At 69.7% G+C, this 17,473-nt stretch carries 18 protein-coding genes; 4 read left to right on the plus strand and 14 right to left on the minus strand.

What is annotated here, in order from left to right; translation table 11 throughout:
- Positions 1 to 91: 91 nt before the first annotated feature.
- Both ACRWNM_RS12770 and ACRWNM_RS12775 read left to right on the plus strand, forming a co-directional pair.
- A complete protein-coding gene (locus ACRWNM_RS12770; RefSeq protein WP_431966911.1) occupies positions 92 to 373 on the plus strand; it encodes a hypothetical protein in 282 nt (93 codons plus the stop codon).
- 108 nt (positions 374 to 481) lie between these two features.
- Complete coding sequence (locus ACRWNM_RS12775) at positions 482 to 793, plus strand: hypothetical protein (RefSeq protein ID WP_431966913.1); 312 nt, start codon at positions 482 to 484, stop codon at positions 791 to 793.
- Between the two features lie 200 nt (positions 794 to 993).
- Here the strand turns inward: ACRWNM_RS12775 and ACRWNM_RS12780 are convergent, their stop codons facing one another.
- From ACRWNM_RS12780 to ACRWNM_RS12800, 5 genes are all read right to left on the minus strand, one after another.
- Positions 994 to 2,556 (minus strand): uroporphyrinogen-III synthase, encoded by a 1,563-nt coding sequence (locus ACRWNM_RS12780; RefSeq protein ID WP_431966915.1) that lies wholly within the window; start codon positions 2,554 to 2,556, stop codon positions 994 to 996.
- On the minus strand, positions 2,553 to 3,650 hold the full coding sequence (gene hemC / locus ACRWNM_RS12785; RefSeq protein WP_431966917.1) for a hydroxymethylbilane synthase: 1,098 nt from the start codon (positions 3,648 to 3,650) through the stop codon (positions 2,553 to 2,555). Before hemC ends, ACRWNM_RS12780 begins: the two co-directional genes overlap by 4 nt.
- Positions 3,647 to 5,059: a glutamyl-tRNA reductase gene (locus tag ACRWNM_RS12790; protein ID WP_431966919.1), complete on the minus strand. Its 1,413-nt coding sequence runs from the start codon at positions 5,057 to 5,059 to the stop codon at positions 3,647 to 3,649. The genes hemC and ACRWNM_RS12790 overlap by 4 nt, the downstream gene beginning before the upstream one ends.
- Before the next feature lie 135 nt (positions 5,060 to 5,194).
- Positions 5,195 to 6,025, minus strand: a complete 831-nt coding sequence (locus ACRWNM_RS12795) for a redox-sensing transcriptional repressor Rex (protein WP_431966921.1) — start codon at positions 6,023 to 6,025, stop codon at positions 5,195 to 5,197.
- Positions 6,026 to 6,262: 237 nt separating this feature from the next.
- The gene (locus tag ACRWNM_RS12800) at positions 6,263 to 6,547 is read right to left on the minus strand and encodes a glutaredoxin family protein (protein ID WP_431966923.1); all 285 of its coding nucleotides are present in this window, start codon (positions 6,545 to 6,547) and stop codon (positions 6,263 to 6,265) included.
- A gap of 129 nt (positions 6,548 to 6,676) precedes the next feature.
- Here ACRWNM_RS12800 and ACRWNM_RS12805 point away from each other — a divergent pair, with 129 nt between their 5' ends.
- The gene (locus ACRWNM_RS12805; protein ID WP_431966925.1) at positions 6,677 to 7,681 is read left to right on the plus strand and encodes an HAD family hydrolase; all 1,005 of its coding nucleotides are present in this window, start codon (positions 6,677 to 6,679) and stop codon (positions 7,679 to 7,681) included.
- 34 nt (positions 7,682 to 7,715) lie between these two features.
- Here the strand turns inward: ACRWNM_RS12805 and ACRWNM_RS12810 are convergent, their stop codons facing one another.
- The 9 genes from ACRWNM_RS12810 to ACRWNM_RS12850 all read right to left on the minus strand — a co-directional run bounded on the left by ACRWNM_RS12810 (position 7,716) and on the right by ACRWNM_RS12850 (position 16,528).
- Positions 7,716 to 8,744 (minus strand): lysophospholipid acyltransferase family protein, encoded by a 1,029-nt coding sequence (locus ACRWNM_RS12810; protein ID WP_431966927.1) that lies wholly within the window; start codon positions 8,742 to 8,744, stop codon positions 7,716 to 7,718.
- Entirely contained in the window at positions 8,741 to 9,772 is a 1,032-nt protein-coding gene (locus tag ACRWNM_RS12815) for an NAD-dependent epimerase/dehydratase family protein (RefSeq protein WP_431967416.1), read from the minus strand. Before ACRWNM_RS12815 ends, ACRWNM_RS12810 begins: the two co-directional genes overlap by 4 nt.
- A 283-nt stretch (positions 9,773 to 10,055) precedes the next feature.
- The gene (locus ACRWNM_RS12820) at positions 10,056 to 10,157 is read right to left on the minus strand and encodes a 30S ribosomal protein bS22 (protein ID WP_003402602.1); all 102 of its coding nucleotides are present in this window, start codon (positions 10,155 to 10,157) and stop codon (positions 10,056 to 10,058) included.
- 244 nt (positions 10,158 to 10,401) lie between these two features.
- Positions 10,402 to 10,692: a helix-turn-helix domain-containing protein gene (locus tag ACRWNM_RS12825; protein ID WP_431967418.1), complete on the minus strand. Its 291-nt coding sequence runs from the start codon at positions 10,690 to 10,692 to the stop codon at positions 10,402 to 10,404.
- Positions 10,693 to 10,882: 190 nt separating this feature from the next.
- Positions 10,883 to 11,704: a pyrroline-5-carboxylate reductase gene (gene proC, locus ACRWNM_RS12830; protein WP_431966929.1), complete on the minus strand. Its 822-nt coding sequence runs from the start codon at positions 11,702 to 11,704 to the stop codon at positions 10,883 to 10,885.
- Between the two features lie 23 nt (positions 11,705 to 11,727).
- A complete protein-coding gene (locus ACRWNM_RS12835; protein WP_431966931.1) occupies positions 11,728 to 12,615 on the minus strand; it encodes a thioesterase family protein in 888 nt (295 codons plus the stop codon).
- A gap of 115 nt (positions 12,616 to 12,730) precedes the next feature.
- Complete coding sequence (locus tag ACRWNM_RS12840) at positions 12,731 to 13,606, minus strand: sugar phosphate isomerase/epimerase family protein (protein WP_431967420.1); 876 nt, start codon at positions 13,604 to 13,606, stop codon at positions 12,731 to 12,733.
- Positions 13,607 to 13,747: 141 nt separating this feature from the next.
- On the minus strand, positions 13,748 to 15,382 hold the full coding sequence (locus tag ACRWNM_RS12845) for a hypothetical protein (RefSeq protein WP_431966933.1): 1,635 nt from the start codon (positions 15,380 to 15,382) through the stop codon (positions 13,748 to 13,750).
- A gap of 114 nt (positions 15,383 to 15,496) precedes the next feature.
- Positions 15,497 to 16,528, minus strand: a complete 1,032-nt coding sequence (locus ACRWNM_RS12850) for a hypothetical protein (RefSeq protein ID WP_431966935.1) — start codon at positions 16,526 to 16,528, stop codon at positions 15,497 to 15,499.
- A 65-nt stretch (positions 16,529 to 16,593) separates the two neighbouring features.
- Here ACRWNM_RS12850 and ACRWNM_RS12855 point away from each other — a divergent pair, with 65 nt between their 5' ends.
- Complete coding sequence (locus tag ACRWNM_RS12855) at positions 16,594 to 17,469, plus strand: hypothetical protein (RefSeq protein WP_431966937.1); 876 nt, start codon at positions 16,594 to 16,596, stop codon at positions 17,467 to 17,469.
- The last annotated feature ends 4 nt before the right edge of the window (positions 17,470 to 17,473 follow it).

A 17,473-nucleotide genomic window follows, 5' to 3' on the forward strand; every position in this document is an offset into this window, starting at 1 on the left:
CAGCCAGCGGTTTTTGTCGGTGGGCACGGGTAGAATCGAAGCTGTGTTCGAGGGGATCCGCCGGGTTCCCGATCGCGAGGGGAGGACGCACATGCCCGCGACCGAAACCGCCCGAAAGTCCACGATCATCGCCCCGTACCGGCCGCTCGAGAAGCGGCCGCTGCCGCCGGGACGCCCGCGCAAGTGGTACGTCACGCACAACCGCAGGCTCAAGGCGATGCGGCTGAGCATCGCCCTGCTCGACTCGGGGATCTACCTGCCCACCCAGGCGAGCAACGAGAAGATCCGCAACACCGCCGAACTCGTCGGTATCCGCCCGCCCTCGGACACCACATGCCGCCTGGTGCGCACCCTCCTGCGTTACAGCCGATGACTGCGTCCGGCCCACGGCCGGGCGCGAAAGCGGAACGCCCACAACGAGGTGGGCGTTTCGCCGCGTGCGAGCTCCGTCAGCGCGGACGGACCGAAACGGTTTCAGCCGATGGGCGGCGTGAACAAACACCGCGGTGGGTACGGCATTGATGTACTGCTGCCCGGCAACTCGACGAAGCAGGCCAACAGCCTGACCAAGGTGCTGGATACGGCACTGGAGCCGGTCGCAGAACCCGATTCCAAATCCGCGGCCGAACCGGTCCCCGCCACGGGCGGCGCCACGGCGGGCGCCGCGCCGGCGGGTGCGGCCGAAGCGGCACCGATGGTCAACGAAAGCAGGCCAATCGCAAGAGTTTTCGTCATCAACTGGGGCATGGCGCTACCGCCTTTCCAAGAACACTGTCAATCGTGTAATCGGTGACGGTAGCGCTGTCCAGCAAAAGTGAAACGCCCACATTTCTATGGGCGACCGGCGAAGCTGTCCCCTACCAACGGGAGGCTCCTCGGGGCGCCGCGGCCCACAACGCGAAACGCCCACCGTGGGGCGGGCGTTTCGCCGCGCCGATCACCTTCCCGGGCGCGGAGCGGACGGCACCTACCCGGGCGCGGAGCGGACGGCACCTATCGGCTACGCCGGCTCTTCTTGCGCGGCGGGGGCAGCAGACCCTCGGCGCGCAGCCGGGCGGCGTGCTCGGCGAGCGCCTCGACCAGCGGGCCGACCTGCGCGGTCTCGGGCTGCACGTCCACGCGCAGGCCGAACTCGATGGCCGTCTCGGCGGTCTTCGGGCCGATGCAGGCCACGATGGTGCGTGCGTGCGGCTTGCCCGCGATGCCCACCAGGTTGCGCACCGTGGAGGACGAGGTGAACAGGACCGCGTCGAAACCGCCGGTCTTGATCATCTCGCGGGTCTCCGCGGGCGGCGGCGAGGCGCGCACCGTGCGGTAGGCGGTCACGTCGTCGATCTCCCAGCCGCGGTCGCGCAGACCCTCGGCCAGCGTCTCGGTGGCGATGTCGGCGCGGGGCAGCAGCACTCGGTTCACCGGATCGAAGACGTCGTCGTACGGCGGGAAGTCGGCGAGCAGGCCCTCGGAGGACTGCTCACCCGAGGGCACCAGCTCCGGGTTGATGCCGAACGAGCGCACCTTGTCGGCGGTGGCCTCGCCGACGCAGGCGATCTTCACGCCGCTGAACGCCCGCGCGTCCAAACCGAATTCGGCGAACTTCTCCCACACCGCGCGCACCGCGTTGGTGGAGGTGAACACCACCCACTGGTAGCGGCCGTCGACCAGACCCTTCACCGCGCGCTCCATCTGCGCGGGGCTGCGCGGCGGCTCGACCGCGATGGTCGGCACTTCCATCGGGATGGCGCCGTGGGTGACCAGTCGCTCGCTCATGTCGGCGGCCTGATCCTTGGTGCGCGGCACGAGCACAGTCCAGCCGTACAGCGCGCGCGACTCCCACCACGACATCTTCGACCGGGAGGCGACCGCCTTGCCGATGGTCACCACCAGCGGGCCGACCAGCTCGGAGGCGGCGCTGTTCAACGTGGCCAGGGTGGCCTCGATGGTGCGCTGCTGACGGGTGGTGCCGCGCACCGTCACCGCGACCGGGGTCTGCGGCGCCATGCCGTGCTCCACCAGGGCGCTCGCGGTCTCGGCCAGGTGACCGGAGGTGGCGTGCAGCACCAGCGGGCCGGGCGCGGCGGCCAGCGCGGCCCAGTCGACTTCGCCGCGCACGTCCGCCTCGGTGTGGCCGGAGCCGAGCGCGATGCCCGCGTAGCTGGGCACCGCGGAGCCGTTGGGCAGGCCGGGCAGCACCTCGAACACCATGTGCGAGCGGGTGACCGTGGTGACCTCGGTGATCACCGAATCGGCCGTCAGCGGATCGCCCGCGACCACGCGGACCACGTCGTGGCCGCTGCGGGCCTCGGCAATGAGCGTCTTGGCGACCTCGGCGGGCTCACCGAGGGCGGGGCGCACGTCGACCGGCCGCGTGCCGTCCTCGTTCTCCTCGACCGCGGTGCCGATCAGCGCGAGCACACCCTTGTCGACGTCGGGATCGGTGAAGGCCAGTGTCGCCCGCCCGAGCACCTCGCGCGCACGCACTGTCAGCAGCGCCGGGTCACCGGGACCCGACCCGACGAACAAGATCCGACCGGGGTGCTTCTTGGTGGCTCGGCTCATTGGCTGTTCTCCATTGGGCTGGGATTACTGATACGACCTTCGGTCGCGCCCGGTCGCGACCGCTGCAAGTTCGGGACGTCACCTGGGCGCTCGGCTCTCGCCTCGGCGGTGTCGTCTGTTCCGGGTGCGCCGAGCAACTCGCGGGCCCCCAGCTCCAAGAGCTCTTTCGCGAGTGCGCGGCCGAGCCGATCGGCCTCGGCGGGCGCTCCGACCACCGAGGCGCGCAGCACCTCGGACCCGTCGGCGGCCGCGGCGCAGGCCCGCAGCGAGAGCTCGTCGACGATGCGACCGTCGTCGTCCAGCGACTCGACGACCTCGGCCAGCGCGCCGATCGGCGCGGTACATCCGGCCTCCAGCTCGGCGAGCAGCGACCGTTCCGCGATGACGGCGGCCCGGGTGGCCGCGTCGTCGAGCCGGGTCAGCGCGTCGATGGTCGCGGCGTCGTCGCTGCGGCATTCGACCGCGAGCGCGCCCTGCGCCGGGGCGGGCAGCATCTGCACCGGCTCCAGCGCCTCGGTCACGGCGTCGAGTCTGCCGATCCTGGACAGTCCGGCTCTGGCCACCACCACCGCGTCCAGCTCACCTTCGGTGACCTTGCGCAGCCGGGTGTCCAGGTTGCCGCGCAGCGGCACGATGTCCAGACCCAGGCCGAGCGCCGCCAGCTGAGCCGCGCGGCGCGGCGCGGAGGTGCCGATCTTGGAACCGGCGGGCAGCTCGCCGAGCACCAGCCCGTCGCGCGCCACCAGGGCGTCGCGCGGATCCTCGCGGGGCGGGATGGCGGCGATGGTGAAACGCGCGTCCGGCGCGGTCGGCAGGTCCTTGTAGGAGTGCACCGCGATGTCGATGGTTCCCGCGGCCAGCTCGTCGCGCAGCGCCGAGGTGAACACGCCGACGCCGATCGTCTGCACCGGATCGGAGGATAGATCGCCCGGCGTCTTCACCACGACCAGCTCGGCCGGATGTCCCGCGGCGATCAGCGCGTCGCGCACGGTGCCCGCCTGGGTCATCGCGAGCAGACTGCCTCGGGTGCCGATGCGCCACGGCGCCCGGGTGCCGCCGGCTGTCATGTTGTCCTCTTCCTGAACGACTGTCATGCCGACTTGCCCTCCTCGCCGAGATGTCCCGCGGTGAAGTCGTCGGCGAGTCCGGCGCCGAGTTCACCGGTGATCGTGCTGATTTCCATCGGCGCGGCAACAGCTTGTGCCGCACCGGGCTTGAGTTCGAACAGTTCGCGTAGCGCCTCGGCGTAGCTGTCGCCGCCCGGCGTCGACGCGAGTTGCTTCACCCGCACCGTCGGCGCGTGCAGCAGCTTGTCGACGACCCGGCGCACGGTGCGCGCCACCTCGTCACGTTCCGGATCGGCCAGGCTGGGCAGGCGCGAATCCAGCCGCAGCAGTTCGGCTTCCACCACTTCGGCGGCGCGCTGGCGCAGGGCGGCGACCGTCGGGGTCACCTCGGCCATGCGCTGGCCCGCCAGGTACTTGGCGAGTTCGTCGGCGACGATCGACCTGGCGGCTGCGGTGTCGTCGGCTGCGGCGCCCGCGGCCGGATCGCGCTGCAAGGTCTCGATGTCGATGACCGCGACGCCGGGCAGACCGGCCACGGCGTGCTCCACGTCGCGCGGCAAGCCGAGGTCGCAGAACACCAGCGGACGTTCCGTCGCCGGGAATTCGGCGCGATCGCGGTCGGCGAGGGCGCGGTGGGTGTCGGCCAGCGTCACCACGGCGCCGACCGCACCGGTACAGGTCACCACCACATCGGCGGCGGCCATCGCCTCGGTGAGCCGGGAGAGCTCGAGCGCCGAGGACTCGACGCCGTAGGAGCCCGCGGTCTCGGAGAGCCTGCGCGCCCGGTCGATGGTCCGGTTCACCACGATGATGCGGCCGATGCCCGCGCGCGACAGATGCGCGACGGCGAGCCCGCCCATCGCGCCCGCGCCGACGACGACGGCGGTGCGACCCGCGAGTTCGCCGAGGACCTGCTTGGCCCGATCCAGCGCGACCGACACCACGGACGCGCCCGCCCGGTCGATACCGGTCTCGGCGTGCACCCGCTTGCCGACCCGCAGCGCGTGCTGGGCCAGCTCGTGCAGGGTGCGCCCGACGGCCTGCTGGGCGTCGGCGGTGGCATAGGCGCCGCGGATCTGGCTGAGCACCTGCTGCTCGCCGACGACCATCGAGTCCAGCCCGCTGGCCACCGCGAACAGGTGCTCGGCGGCGGCCTCGCTGTAGCGCACGTAGGCGTGCTTGGTGAGATCGGTCAGCGGCAGCCCGGAATGCTTGGTGAGCAGGTCACCGACCTCGGCGAGACCGCCGTGGAAGGCGTCGACCACCGCGTAGACCTCGACGCGGTTGCAGGTCGAGACGATCATGGCCTCGGAGATGTGGCTGGAGGCGAGCATGCGATCGATCAGCTTGGGCCGGTCGGCATCGGTGATGGCGACCTTCTCCAGCACTGCGACGGGAGCGCTGCGGTGCGAGATCCCGACGAGTAGAACGCTCATGCCTTCGCCTCGCTGACGCTCGGCTCCGGCATGCGCGAAGCGCGCTGGCACATGATTCGCTCACTACGTTCACTCATGCCAGCGCCTCACTGATGCTCGGCATGCGTGAGGCACGCTCGCACAGAATTCGCTCGCTCATGGTGCAACCACCGATCCCTTGCTGCTTGGCTCCGTTGCCGAATGCGAGGTCGTCGAGTGCGTGAGGGCCGGATGGCCGGCCGGAGAGTGCGGAGTCGGCACGCGGCGCGCGATCCGCCCCGAGCCCGCGTGCGCCACCTCGGGCAGCTGCTCCGGCTCGGCATTGCGGGTCCGTTCGAACGACAACATCTGCATTTCGACCGCCAGGTCCACCCGGCGGACTTCCACCGTCTGCGGCGCGATCAGCCCGCACGCGGAGAAGCTCAGAATCGACTGCAACCCGGCGGCGACCAGCTGGTCGCAGACGTTCTGGGCCGCGTCGTCGGGCACCGCGATCACCGCGATGGTCGGTTTCAGTTCGGCGATGCCCGCGGCAAGACCCGCGGCGTCGCGCACGGTCAGTCCGGCAACCGACAGCCCGACCACCCCGGGATCGGCGTCGAAGAGGCCGACCACGCTGAATCCGCGCCGCCGGAAACCGCCGTAGCCGACCAGGGCCCGGCCCAGATTTCCGACGCCGACCAGCACCACGCGATGTCCACCGGACAGACCGAGCACGTCCTCGATCCTGGTCCGCAACTTTGCTACGTCATAGCCGACACCCCGGACGCCATTGGGGCCCAGGAACGACAAATCCTTGCGCAACTTCGCCGAATTGACACCCGCCGCGACAGCCAGTTCCTCACTGGATACGATGAGCACACCGTCGTCGGCCAACATGGCGAGAACCCGAAGATAGGTAGCCAGCCGCGCCACGGTGGCCTGCGGGATGTCTTTCTGCAGAGCCCTGCCGGAGACGCCGCCCGGCGCCTCATGCTGCTCTGTCACGTCGTCGGCTCCTCGTTCCGGCCTGCGCACAGGTCCGGTTCGTCGTTCGACCTCGAGCCCGGCGGCGGTCCGGTGCCATGGTCGAAGTATCGGATTTCAGGGCGCTCCGCAGCCTCGGCATGCGGGTCGCGTGCCACCACCGTAACCGCTTGTGAAGCCCTGCACAAAGTCGGTGAAATTGGCCTCATTTTCCGCCGCGACCAGCGCAGCGGCCGAATCGGACACGGATCACACCGATCAGCGACCCAGATCAGCCCGCAAACGCGCCTCGTCGACGTCGAAGTAGCTGTGCTCGCGACCGTCCACAAGCACGACGGGCAGCCGGTCGCCGTACTCCGCGCGCAGGCCAGGGTCGGTTTCCGCGGCGACGTCGACGTCGAGGGCGCCGGGCTCGATGCCGAAATCCGCGCAGATCGCCCGCAACTGCTCCAGTGCCGTGGCACACAGCCCGCAGCCGGCTCGGGTCAGCAAAATCACTTCGTGCGCGGGCGGCGCGGCGGCGCTCTCTGTGGGATTGGTCATGGCCGATATTAAATCCCCTCGCCACTCCCTTCGGTGCGCGTGGTCTTTCGGGTGACTGTCGGTGAATCCGGTTAGTGTGGACGTGGTTCGCGCGAACGGGCGGAGGTACTGGTGCCGGAACGATCGAGGGTGGAGAGGGCCGGGTTCATCGCGGGCCGGTTCGGCGAGTTCCCGGTGCGGTGGCATCTGGGCCCGCTCGGCCAGGGGCTGCAGGACCAGCTCGCGCGCATCTCCCGCAGTCCGTTCGGACCGAGCGAGGAGGAGGTCCGCGCGAATCTGGCGGGCGAGGCCAGCGCCGACGCGGCGCTGTCGCTGCACGAATCGGAGCTGGCGACGGCCGAGCCCACGGGGCTGGAGGTGCCGCGCGATCTCACCGCGGCGGCGTTCTTCGACGTGGACAACACGATGGTGCAGGGCGCCTCGATCGTGCATTTCGCGCGCGGTCTCGCGGCGCGCAAATACTTCAAGACCTCCGACCTGGTCGACGTGGCGTGGAAGCAGGTGAAGTTCCGCGTCACCGGCAAGGAGAGCAGCACCGACATGGCCTCGGGCAAGGAGAAGGCGCTCTCGTTCATCGCGGGCCGCCCGACCTCCGAGCTGGCCGCGCTCGGTGAGGAGATCTACGACGAGATCATCGCCGACAAGATCTGGCCGGGTACCCGCGCGCTGGCGCAGATGCACCTGGACGCGGGCCAGCAGGTCTGGCTGGTCACCGCGACGCCGGTGGAGCTGGCCCAGGTGATCGCCAAGCGCCTCGGCCTGACCGGCGCGCTCGGCACCGTGGCCGAGAGCGTCGACGGCAAGTTCACCGGGCGGCTGGTCGGCGACATCCTGCACGGGCTCGGCAAGGCGCACGCGGTGCGCACGCTGGCCATCCGCGAGGGCCTGAACCTCAAGCGCTGCACCGCGTACTCCGACAGCCACAACGACGTGCCGATGCTCTCGCTGGTCGGCACGGCGGTCGCGATCAATCCCGACTCGGACCTACGCGAGCTGGCCAAGAACCGCGGCTGGGAAATCCGCGACTTCCGCACCGGCCGCAAGGCGGCCAAGATCGGCGTACCGACCGCACTGGCACTCGGCGCTGCGGGCGGCGCCGTAGCCGCGGCGGTCACCCGCAGGCGCGACCACTGAGTTTTCGGCGCGCCAGCGCGCCAAGAACACAGCGCTAACCGGTGAATGCGTTGCGGCGCTTGGTGAGCAGTTTGTAGAGCGTCTGCTGGATGGTCTCGCGGACCTGGTCGGTGACCTCGAACATGGTCATCGGGTCGTCGGCGGCCTCCGGCTCGTAGGCCGTGGTGGCGATGGGCTTGCCGAATTCGATGTACCACTTCGAGGGCAGCGGCACCGCGCCGAGCGGGCCGAGGTGCGGGAAGGTCGGCGTCACAGGGAAGTACGGCAGACCGAGCAGTCGCGCCAGCGGCTTGATGTCGGCGAGCTTCGGGTAGATCTCCTCGGAGCCGACGATCGAGCACGGGATGATCGGCACGCCGGTGCGCACGGCGGCGGCGACGAAACCGCCGCGGCCGAAGCGCTGAAGCTTGTAGCGGTCGGAGTACTGCTTGCCGACGCCCTTGAATCCCTCGGGGAACACACCCGTCAGTTCGCCGGAGCGCAGCAGGCGCTCGGCGTCCTCGCGGCAGGCCAGCGTGTGCCCGGCCTTGCGTGCCAGCACGCCGAGGAACGGCATCTCGAAGATGAGGTCGGCGGCGAGCAGACGCAGCGCGCGCTGCTTGGCGTGGTGGTCGTGGATGGCCAGCTGGAGCATCAGGCCGTCGACCGGCACGGTGCCCGCGTGGTTGGCCACCACCAGCGCGCCGCCCACTTCGGGGATGTTCTCCATGCCGTGGACCTCGACGCGGAACCACAGGTCCGACAGCGGGCGCAGCGCGGGCAGGATGACCGATTCGAGCAGGTGTTCGTCGAAGCCGAACTCGTCCACCTGATAGTCGCCGGTCAGGCGGCGGCGCGCGAAATCGGCGGTGCGGCCGATCTGCTTGCCGACCTCTTTGCGAATCAGGTCGGACAACGATTGCGGCGCCTGCGGCACGGCCGACGCGAGCCGATCCGTCAGGGACGTGACCCGGGTCGGCTTCGTCTCCCCCGGCGTACGGTCCGGCCAGCGACGAGTGCTGGTGCGCTGCCTGGTTTCGATATTCAGATCATGAAGTTGGATGACTTTCGCCACGTCGTTCATTGGTGTGCTCCCGTACCGGCCCCTATGAGGCCGAGCAGTTTCTTTTCTGCGGCATCGATCCACGCTGGATCGAAGACGGGCCGCAACGCTGCGCCCCCGATGAAGTCGTCGAACGCCTGAACCGTTGTCCACCGCGGTTCGAAGCCGAGTTCGGCTCGCATTCGCGTGGTGTCCAGGCCACAGCCGAAATGGAAGTAATCGAGTTGTTCGCCGGTGAATTCCCGCATCACCGGCCCCATCAACGCGCGGCCTGCGGTGCGGAACACCGTGAACGGCACAGGCAGCTCGATGCGCCCCGCCCTGCGCACCGCCTGCGACAGCGTCAACGCACCATCGCCCGCGATGTTGTAAGTACCGCCGGGGGCCGTCTGCGCCGAATGTGCCAGCGCGGCCACCGCATCTTCTTCGTGCAACAGCTGCATTCGAGGGTCCCGTCCGAAGACGGTCGGCGTTACGGGTGAACGGAGATACTGTACGCCGCGCCCGGCCAGTCGCGGGCCCACAATCGGCGCAAAACGCAGAATCGATGCCGCGATATCGGGACGGCGCCGCGCGAGCCCTCGGACGAAACCCTCGATTTCGATCATGTCGCGCGCAAACCATCCGCGCGGCGGCGTGCGGGCGCTCATTTCCTCGGTGAATTTCGCCGGATCCTTGGCGCTGCACCCGTAGACCGCCGAGGTGGAGCGCACCACGACCCGCCGCACCGACGGCGACTTCTGGCAGACCGCGAACAGCTGCATCGCGCCGAGCACGTTGAGGTCTTTCATCACCGCGCGACCGCCGCCGGACGGCGGCTTGGCCAGCATCGCGGTGTGCACGACGGTGTCGACCTCGTTGCCGCCGATCACCTTGCGGATCAATGGATTTCGAATATCGCCACGCACGAACTCGGCACGTCCCATTCGGCGCCGCAGTTCCCGGCTCGGGGTCATGCTGTCGACGGCGAGGATACGCTCGACAGCGGGATCCTGGGCGAGCTTGGCCACCACGGCGCTGCCGAAGAAGCGGCTTGCGCCGGTCACCATCACAACCTTGGGCGTGTGCCCGTCTCTTATGTCAGATCCCACCGCAGCACCGGTTCCCACCTACCAGGCCCCCATTTACATTTATTGGCGGTTCCAGAGTAACCGCTACCGTCTGGGTCGCCGAGGTTATTAACCAGGATCTAACGATGACTTCAGTCACCGGATACATCGAATAGGTTTCAAACTGAACTATTTCAAAGACTGAGGCCCGCCACCGGGAGGTGACGGGCCTCGTGTCGCACAGGCGCCGGCCGGACGATGTCCGCCCTACCGGCGCGCATGCTCACTTGCCGAGTTTGCGCCGCTGAACACGCGTGCGGCGAAGCAGCTTGCGGTGCTTCTTCTTCGACATGCGCTTGCGGCGCTTCTTGATCACAGAACCCATAGGGTGTCCTCGCGTTCTCTCTACTCGGCGCGCACGCATGGCGTACGCCTAGCTGATTTCGGCATCCGCGCCGCCAGCGGCCACCGGACACCACGAACTGGCGCCGCAGGCAGGCGAACACGAACCGAGGGTTCATCCTACCGGTATCCGATGGGGGCCCGAGCAAGGGCCCTCGCGGTCGAGGGCGCCGTCATCCGCGGGCCGCCGCGCACCGCCACGGGGCCCTTTCGGGGGCGAAACCGCCTCAGCCTGCGTCGAAGTAAGACGTCTCCAGGTAATCGTGCACGGCTTTGGCGTGCACGCGGAACGACCGGCCGACGCGCACCGCGGGCAGTTCGCCCGAATGCACCAACCGATAGACCGTCATCTTGGAAACCCGCATCAGACTCGCCACTTCGGCGACCGTCAGGAATTGAGTGCCACCGCCGAGTATCGACTGGCCGGACGATCCCGAACCACTTTGCGCTCTACCTCCGCCCCGGCCACCGGATGGGCCGGACGAACCTGGTGACGTCCCCGAGCTATTTGCAGACATCTTGTTGGAAGACATCATTGCACCATTGACCTCCGGCACGTCCGCGCCGCCGGCTTCCCCACCGGCGGAACAGACACGCACGTGCTCCTTGAAGCTTAGCGGGGCCAGTGGGATTGCTGCGACGTGTGTGAGAAATCAGCTTCTGACGCCCGGTTTGCCCCGAGGGGAACGGTAGATGTACGGCCGGGCGTTATTCCGCCGACGCGCCCTGTTCCGCCGACCTCCGCTTGGCCGCGTGCAGCGCCTCGAGAAACGCCGAGCGGACGCCGCCGCGTTCGAGCTCGCGCAGGGCCGCCGCGGTGGTGCCCGCGGGTGAGGTGACGGCCGCGCGCAGCTCCACCGCGCTCTGGCCGGACTCGTCGAGCAGCGCGGCCGAGCCGACCATCGTCTGCACCACCAGCTGGGTGGCCACGTCCCTGGTCAGGCCGAGCCCGACGCCCGCGTCCACCATGGCCTCGACGACCAGCAGGAAGTAGGCGGGGCCGGAGCCGGATACCGCGGTGACCGCGTCCATGTGCGACTCGGCCACGGTGACGACCTTGCCGACCGCGGAGAGCACCTCGGTGACCAGCTCGAGCTGCTCGGCCTTGGCGTAGCGACCCGGCGCCAGCACGCTCATGCCCTGACCGACCAGCATCGGGGTATTCGACATCACCCGCACCACCGGGAAGCCCGCGGGCAGCTTGGCCTCCAGCCGCGCCGTCGGCACGCCCGCCGCCAGCGAGACGAGCACCTGGTCGCGGTCGCCCGCGTTCAGCTCGGCCTTGCCCAGTTCGGTCAGCACGACGTCCACGTCGCCCGGCTTGACGGCGATCACCAGAAGGTCGGCGCCGACGGCCGCGTCGGCCGCCTCGCCGGTGACCCGCACGCCGAACCGGTTCGCGATCAGCTCCGCCCGATCGGCGTGCTTCTCGACGACGACCAGATCCTTGCTCGCCCTGCCCGACTCCAGCAGGCCGGCGATCAACGCCTCCCCGATTCGGCCTCCACCGATCACCGCAATTCTCGTCATGGACGTAAAGATTAGTGTGCGCGTCAGCGACGTTGCGGAATCAGTGCGAGCTGACGGCTCTGCGCGACCACCGCACCCGTGCTGTCCAGGATGAGTTGATCCTCGTCGAACATGCGTCCGCCCACCTCGTGCGAGGTGGCGATGATGCGCAGCCAGCCGGGTGCGGGCCTGCGCCGGAGGTAGGTGGTCATCTGCACGGTGGGCGCCCAGCCGAACTGGCCGAGGTTCGCAGGCACCGGCGGGCTCATGTCGGCCGCCATCATCGCGAAGTACATGGACACGTCGGGATCGCGCTGATCGGCCTCGAACGGACGCATCCACAGCCGCAGCCGCGGCTCGCCCTTCGCGCCGTCCAGGAACTTCGCCCACTTCCGGTCCAGGTAGAGGTCGGCGCCCTTGGCGACGTGCACGATCTTGCCCATCGGGGAACCCTCGTAACCCATGGCGTCAGCGGCGGGTTCGGCGGACATGTCGCTGTGCTCGGCGGCGTACAGCGGTTCGATGTCGTCGAGGTGACCGAAGGTGAAGGCGGTGCGCACCATGGCGCGGCCGTTCTGGCTGAGGGTGGCGTCGGCGAGGCAGATCTGACGTCCGACCTTGCGGATGCGCACCTCGTACTCGACCTCGCCGGGCACGGGGGCGCCGAGGAAGTCCGAGCTGGCGGCGATCGGCGCCATCTCGGTGAGCGTCGGATCGGAGGCGCGCAGCCATCGGGTGGCGGCCGCAGCGCTCGCGGCGACCATGGTGCCGCCGTGCACCTTCTCGCCGATGGTCCAGATGTCGTCGATGACGCCCGCGTAGCGTCCGACGCCTGCCTCGGCCGAGAGCAGCTCGGTCAGCGCGCACACGGCGCCGAACGGGCCGTCCGTCGCGGTCGATTCGACCGTGTCGGCTGTGAACTCCAGCGTCATCGTCACTCCTGTCGTGCTACTCAGACGTTCGTACAGCGTACAACCCTTGATCGCTGGGACGGCATTCCCGGGAGCGGGCTGGATCGATCTCACACCGGGCGGACGCGGAAGCGCGTCAGAGCTGATTCGCGTGCGCGGAGGCCGACGCGGGCGTGGGGGCCACGCCGTTCAGATGCAGCCGGGCGAAGGCCAGCGTGCGGTGCAGCATCGCGGCGCGATGGGCGGTGGTGCGGGCGTTCTGGGTGTTGATCTCGGCGACGGCGTGCCCGGAGAAGCCGGTGCTCACCAGCTGCGCGCACAGTTCGGCGCAAGGCTGGGTGCCGTCGCCGGGCACCAGATGTTCGTCATGGGCCGCGCCGCGGCCGTCGGCCAGGTGCAGGTGGGCGAGGCCCTGTCCCATCCTGGCGGCCAGCGCGAGCGGATCGGCGCCCGCGGTCGCGGTGTGCGAGAGGTCGAGGGTGTAGTGCCGGAAGCCGGTATCGGTCGGGTCGTAGGACGGGCTGAAGGCGGTCAGGCCCCAGCCAGGGCCGCCGCGCCGCTCCAGCCGCTTCGCCGAACTCGCGCCACGGCCGAACAGCGAATCCGCGCGCATCGGGAACATGTTCTCCACCGCGACGACGACCGGGCTGTGCTCCTCCAGCTCGGCGACCTGCTCGGCGAAGCCCTCCGCGTAGCGCCGCTGCCAGCGGAACGGCGGATGCACCACCACGGTCGCCGCGCCGAGCGCCTCGGCGGTCCGCACGCTGCGCTCCAGCTTGGCCACCGGGTCCGCGCCCCACACGCGCTGGGAGATCAGCAGGCACGGCGCGTGCACCGCGAGTACCGGAACGTCGTACTTGCGGACGTAGCTCTGCACGGTGGCGATGCTCTGGCTGGCGGGCTCGGCCCACACCATCAGCTCCACGCCGTCGTAGCCCAGCTCGGCCGCGTACCGGAAGGCCGCCTCGGTGTTCTGCGGGTAGACCGAGGCGCTGGAGAGGCCGACCAGGATGTCGCGGCCCGGCGCCCCGGACGATCCGCCCGGCGCGCCGGCCGCCGGATCGCCGGTCTGATCGGGCGCCGGTCCCCCGACCGCGCTTCCGATCCGAGTGTTCTCCGCCTGCCCGATGGTCCCCACAGCCGCGCTCCCTACTCAGTTCGTACTGAGAAGAAAGGCTAGCGGTCCCAGCGTGACGAAGATGCCCACAACGACGGCGATCACCGTGCTGAGGATGTCGTCGGTCCGGCGCAGGATCCGAACCAGGGCCACCAGACCGAGGATCACGATCATCGCCAGGGCCAGCGCCACCCAGGGGAGCATCTCCCACATCCGCTCGAAACCTTTGAACAGCAACATTCCGGCGACCGCGGCGCCGGTACTCTGCCCGCCGAGAACCATCCACTGCTTGCGGTTGGCGTCGTACTCGGCCTTGCGCGCGGTGCGGGAGCGGCGCGTCGACGGCCGCTTGGCCGGCGCCGCGGCACGCGCCTGCGGCTCGTCCTCGTCGTCCTCCTCGTCGTCGAGCAGGAACGGGTCGTGCACATCGGTCAGGCCCTCGTCGAGCGCGACCTCGGCGCGACCGCCGCGCGACCGACCGCGACCGGCGCCCGCGCGTCCGGCGCGCTCCACGCCGTCGCGCAGCAGATCGCCCGCCACCGTCGAGCCGGAGACCAGCTGCTGATCCTGACTGGCCAGCGACCACGCGGCCGTCGGGATACCGCCGGACCCGGGTTCGGAATCGGTCTTCTGCGGCTCCGGCTTGTGCCGCCGCGCCGACCACGAGGGCACCCCGCCCTCGGAGCGAGGAGATCTTCGCTGCTCCTCGCGCGGCTCCTGGCTCGGCGCGCGCCCCGACGGCTTGCCGCGGTCGGGCAGCGGCGAGAGCGGCAGGGGCGCGGAGTCGGGGGCGAACCCGTTCGACGGGGGCGCCCACGCCGCGGTCGACGGACCGGTCTCCTCGGCCTCGGCGGCCCTGCGCCGCGCGGCCCGGCCGCCGCGGCCACCGCGATCCTGCCTGTCGCCGCCGCGGGTCCCTGGCTCGTCGAGCGCGGGGCGTCCGTTGCGCGGAATGTCGAAGTCGACCGGATCGCGCAGCGGCGGGCCGACCACGATGGTGGAGTCTTCGTCCGGGTCCGGTTTGCGTCTGCGTCCGCTGCGCTTCGGAGCCGGCGCCTCGGCCAGTGCGTCGGCGCCGTACGGCGACCCGGCCGCCAGCGGGTCCGGCGCGCTGTGCCGGGAGCCCGGGGACATGTCGCGTCCGGGCATGACCAGGTTGGAGCGTCCGGGCGGCGGATCCGAGTAGGACGGCGTCGCCGGGTAGGGCGTCGGCTCGGGGTAGGACGGTGCCGCCGGGTAGGGGGCCGGCTCGGGGTAGGACGTCGCTTCCCGGTAGGGAGCCAGCGGGTCGTACCTGGTGATCGGGCCGGACATCGGGGAATGGTTCGGCAGCTCCGCGACGGGATCCGGAGCGGCGAACGACATCGGCTCCGGCGCAGCGGGTTCGAAAGCCGGGGGCTCGAAAGCGGTCGGCTCGTAAGATGCGGGCGCGTAGGAGGCGGGCTCGAACGACGACGGTTCGTGCGCGGGCGCTTCGGCCACCTCGTCGTCGGGTGCGGCGTGCGCGGAGTGGCTGCCGCCGTCACGGATGACCGGAAGGTCGCCCGTCAGCTCGGCGACGGAGATGCCGCGGCCACCGCGCCTGCGCCGGCCACCGCCGGACGACGCGCCCTGCTGCCCGTTGCGAGCCAGCAGTTCGGCGACCGATAGCTGCTTGGATTCATCACTCATACCTGCACCTCGCTGACGCTCGGTTCCGGCATGCGCGATGCGCGCTGGCACATGATTCGCTCACTGCGTTCGCTCATGCCTGCGCCTCGCTGGCGCTCGGCTCACTGCGTTCGTTCATGACGACACCGTTCCGATCGGACCGGCGAGCGCGTCACCGCCGGGCGCCGGCTTGCCTGGTTCGGCCGCCGGGCCCGTCGAACGCGATGCTTCGGGTCCACCGTTCATATCGGTATCCAGTTTGCGCAGGATCAGCCCTTCTCGCAGTGCCCACGGACAAATCTCGAGGGTATCCAGCGACAGCGCCCGCATACTCGCCTCCGCGACCAATGCGCCAGCCACCAATTGCTGTGACCGATCGGAACTTACGCCTTCCAATTCTGCACGGTCCGACGCCGTCATCCGCGAGATGAAGGCAATCAGTTGGCGCAGACCTGAGCTGGTGAGTGTACGACGCACCCGGGTGCCCGCCGCGGAGGGCGCCGCTCCGGTCAGTCTGGCCAGCGATCGGAATGTCTTCGACGTGCCGACGGCGAGATCGGGCCTGCCCGCCTCGATCAGCTGTTTGGCGGGGGTGACGAGTTCGGCGTCGAGCCAGTCGCGCAGCACCGCGACCCGGCGTTTGCCCGGCGGATCCTCGCGCAGCCACTCCCTGGTGAGCCTGCCCGCCCCGAGTTGCAGCGAGAGCGCGACGTCGGGCTCCTCGTCGCCGCCGTTGCTCATCTCCAGTGAGCCGCCGCCGATATCGAGGTTGAGGATGCGGCCCGCGCTCCAGCCGTACCAGCGGCGCACCGCGAGGAAGGTCAGCCGGGCCTCGTCGACGCCGGTGAGCACCCGCAGCTCGACGCCCGTCTCGGCGCGCACCCTGGCCAGCACCTCTTCGGAGTTGGCGGCCTCGCGCAGCGCGGAGGTGGCGAACGGCATCAGCTCCACGCAGCGGGATGTCTCGGCGATGCTGGCGAATTCGGCCACGGTCTTGATGAGCCGCTCGGCGCCCTGGACGGTGATCCGGCCCGCGTCGTCCAGGTTCTCCGACAGCCGGAGCGTGGCCTTCGTCGAGCTCATCGGCATCGGATGGCCGCCACGGTGCGCGTCCACCACGAGCAGGTGAACGGTATTGCTTCCGACATCGAGTACCCCAAGCCGCACATGAACACGGTACTGGGTCGACCAGCACTTCAGGCCAGGCGATCGAACTGTTAGCGTCTGCAGGTGTGACGGTAGGCGCAACCGCAAGCAGCCAGACCCCGCCCCGACCAGCGGCGAAGATCGACCCCGCGCCGGAGGTCGATCTCGATTTCCCGCGCGAATGGATCGAGTTCGTCGATCCAGCAAATGACGAGCACCTGATCGTCGCCGATATGACCTGGCTGCTGTCCCGGTGGACCTGCGTCTTCGGGACGCCCGCCTGCCAAGGCATCATCGCCGGTCGCCCGGACGACGGCTGCTGTTCACACGGCGCGTTCCTCTCCGACGAGGACGACCAGGAGCGTTTGCGTAACGCTGTGAAACTGCTCACACCGGACGACTGGCAGCTGATGCGCGAGGCCGAGAACGCCAAGGGCAAGGTGACCAAGAAGGGCTACCTGGAGCTCGACGAGCTCGAGGACGAACCCGCGCTGCGCACCCGGCGCTTCGACGGCGCGTGCATCTTCCTGAACCGCCCCGGCTTCGAAGGCGGCGTCGGCTGCGCGCTGCACACCATGGCGCTGCGCCGCGGCATCGAGCCGCACACCGTGAAGCCGGACGTCTGCTGGCAGCTGCCGATCCGGCGCACTCAGGAATGGGTCGACCGTCCCGACGGCGTGCAGATCCTGCGCACGGTGATCACCGAATACGACCGGCGCGGTTGGGGTCCCGGCGGCCTCGACCTGGACTGGTACTGCTCCGGTTCGCCCGACGCGCACGTGGGCGCGCGGCCGGTCTGGCAGTCCTACGCGCCCGAGCTGAAAGAACTGCTCGGCGAACCCGCCTACGGCGAGCTGGCCAGGCACTGCAAGCGCAGGGAGGGACTCGGCCTGATCGCGGTCCATCCCGCGACGGTGCACGCGCAGCGCAACGCCGAGCAGCGAGCACACGGCACGGCCTAGCCCT

This window comes from Nocardia sp. bgisy134 (assembly GCF_965341865.1).
Classification (GTDB): Bacteria; Actinomycetota; Actinomycetes; order Mycobacteriales; family Mycobacteriaceae; genus Nocardia.

Excerpts from the sequence above, each read along its gene's own strand:
- ACRWNM_RS12770 (WP_431966911.1), top strand. The coding sequence starts at position 92 with ATGCCCGCGACCGAAACCGCCCGAAAGTCCACGATCATCGCCCCGTAC.
- ACRWNM_RS12775 (WP_431966913.1), top strand. The coding sequence starts at position 482 with ATGGGCGGCGTGAACAAACACCGCGGTGGGTACGGCATTGATGTACTG.
- ACRWNM_RS12780 (WP_431966915.1), bottom strand. The coding sequence starts at position 2,556 with ATGAGCCGAGCCACCAAGAAGCACCCCGGTCGGATCTTGTTCGTCGGG.
- hemC (WP_431966917.1), bottom strand. The coding sequence starts at position 3,650 with ATGACAGTCGTTCAGGAAGAGGACAACATGACAGCCGGCGGCACCCGG.
- ACRWNM_RS12790 (WP_431966919.1), bottom strand. The coding sequence starts at position 5,059 with ATGAGCGTTCTACTCGTCGGGATCTCGCACCGCAGCGCTCCCGTCGCA.
- ACRWNM_RS12800 (WP_431966923.1), bottom strand. The coding sequence starts at position 6,547 with ATGACCAATCCCACAGAGAGCGCCGCCGCGCCGCCCGCGCACGAAGTG.
- ACRWNM_RS12810 (WP_431966927.1), bottom strand. The coding sequence starts at position 8,744 with ATGAACGACGTGGCGAAAGTCATCCAACTTCATGATCTGAATATCGAA.
- ACRWNM_RS12815 (WP_431967416.1), bottom strand. The coding sequence starts at position 9,772 with ATGGTGACCGGCGCAAGCCGCTTCTTCGGCAGCGCCGTGGTGGCCAAG.
- ACRWNM_RS12820 (WP_003402602.1), bottom strand. The coding sequence starts at position 10,157 with ATGGGTTCTGTGATCAAGAAGCGCCGCAAGCGCATGTCGAAGAAGAAG.
- ACRWNM_RS12825 (WP_431967418.1), bottom strand. The coding sequence starts at position 10,692 with ATGTCTGCAAATAGCTCGGGGACGTCACCAGGTTCGTCCGGCCCATCC.
- proC (WP_431966929.1), bottom strand. The coding sequence starts at position 11,704 with ATGACGAGAATTGCGGTGATCGGTGGAGGCCGAATCGGGGAGGCGTTG.
- ACRWNM_RS12835 (WP_431966931.1), bottom strand. The coding sequence starts at position 12,615 with ATGACGCTGGAGTTCACAGCCGACACGGTCGAATCGACCGCGACGGAC.
- ACRWNM_RS12845 (WP_431966933.1), bottom strand. The coding sequence starts at position 15,382 with ATGAGTGATGAATCCAAGCAGCTATCGGTCGCCGAACTGCTGGCTCGC.